Raw genomic sequence first — 1,207 nt, 5'->3', positions numbered from 1 at the left:
CGCGAGCGTGCGCGAGCTGGCGATGTCCTACTTCGAGCCCTACTACAACCTCGCCCGCGAGCGCACCCTGGTCGGCTACACCGGCCCGCTGAGCCTCGCCCCCTTCGACCGGCTGCACTGGACCGTCAGCGACGAGCATCTCGAGCGGATCGCCGAGCGCACCGAGCGGGTGCGGCGGGTCATGCTGATCACCCCGGCGATGCACGGGCGGCTGACACCGGTGGACGAAAGATCGTACCGGGCGGGGCTGCTGGGGTCGGATGCGGCGGGGTTGTTCAAGCCGGAATAGAAGGCCGCCATCGTCTTTCGATCATGCCGATCATATGAAAATGTCCGGTCATTTATATCGGGTCGGGCCACGAGTTGATGTATAGTCGAGTCCATATCTCATCATGCCAATCCATCGAGGAGGTCACCCCCATGTCCATGCGCTGCCGCGACCTGGCGCCCACCGGAGCCCTCGTCATGTTCCTGCTCTTCGCTGCTGCCGCACTCGCTTCGCCCCACCAGTACACCGAGACCTTCACGACCAGGGCGGCCTGCGACACCCTGGCGACCACCGCCCTGTGGGACACGGTGGCCCACGAGTTGCGGATCCGGGCCATCCCCATGACGATCCTGGGCGGCTGGGATTCGCCGGGCGGGGCCATGGGCGTCGCGGTCGCGGGGGACTACGCCTACGTGGCCGACAGCAGCTCGGGCCTGCAGGTTGTCGACATCACGGATCCCGCGAACCCGACCCTGGCCGGCGCGCTGGACACGCCCGGCTCCGCGAACGACGTCGTCGTCGCCGGCGACTACGCGTTCGTCGCGGACAACACCACGGGCCTGCAGACGATCAACATCACGAACCCCGCCGCGCCGACGGCGGCCGGCGCCTACGACACGCCGGGCAACGCCTACCAGGTCGTCGTCGACGGCAACTACGCGTACGTCGCGGACGGGAACTCCGGGCTGCGCGTCGTCAACATCGCCAACCCCGCGGCCCCCGTCTCGGCCGGCACCTACAACACGGCGGGCGAAGCGCGCGATGTGATCGTCGACGGCGACTACGTCTACATCGCCGGCGGCAGTTCCGGCCTGCAGGTGATCTCGGTGTCCGCTCCGGCGACGCCGGTCCTGCGTGCCACGCTGGACACGCCGGGGACCGCCATGGGGCTCGCGATCGCGGGCAACCTCATCTTCCTGGCCGACGGGACGGCCGGCC

Annotated in this window: 2 protein-coding genes; both read left to right on the top strand. The window is 68.8% G+C overall.

From position 1 onward, the window contains the following. On the top strand, positions 1 to 289 hold a 289-nt coding region (locus Q7W29_08680; GenBank protein ID MDO9171890.1), incomplete at its 5' end, for a hypothetical protein. A 131-nt stretch (positions 290 to 420) separates the two neighbouring features. Further along, positions 421 to 1,207 (top strand): hypothetical protein (locus Q7W29_08675; protein ID MDO9171889.1); only part of this gene is annotated, 787 nt, incomplete at its 3' end.

Source organism: bacterium (assembly GCA_030654305.1).
Taxonomy (GTDB): Bacteria; Krumholzibacteriota; Krumholzibacteriia; order LZORAL124-64-63; family LZORAL124-64-63; genus PNOJ01.
This window is presented reverse-complemented; position numbering and strand designations above follow the sequence as displayed.